Below are 432 nucleotides of genomic sequence, written 5' to 3' on the forward strand. Positions count from 1 at the left end.
GATCGGGACCAGGCGGCGGCCGCCGAAGAAGCCGGCCCAGGCGGGCAGCTTCGTCCGGTAGAAGCGCTGGTAGAGCAGGGCGACGACGACGCCCATGACCACACCGCCGAGCACACCGGCGTTGACCGGCGCCTCGTTCATGACGATCTTGCCGTCCACCACGCTCGCGACCTTGGGGAGGTTGCCGTCGGTGAAGGTGGCCAGGACGTTCTTGAAGACCAGGTAACCGGTGACCGCGGCGAGTGCCGTCGAGCCGTCGGACTTCTTGGCGAAGCCGATCGCGATACCGACGGCGAACAGCAGCGCCATGTTGTCGAGGATCGCGTTGCCGCCCGCGGCCATGAACCCGGCTATCTTGACGATCGCGGCCGGGAACGAGTCGCGGCCGAGCATGTCGTCGTTGCCCAGCCGGACCAGGAGCGCGCCCGCCGG

At 68.8% G+C, this 432-nt stretch carries 1 protein-coding gene; it reads right to left on the reverse strand.

What is annotated here, in order from left to right:
* The coding region (locus IH13_RS0124305; protein WP_031087832.1) for a PTS transporter subunit EIIC at positions 1 to 432 on the reverse strand (432 nt) is incomplete at both ends.

This window comes from Streptomyces sp. NRRL WC-3549, assembly GCF_000721935.1.
In the GTDB taxonomy this organism is placed as follows: Bacteria; Actinomycetota; Actinomycetes; order Streptomycetales; family Streptomycetaceae; genus Streptomyces.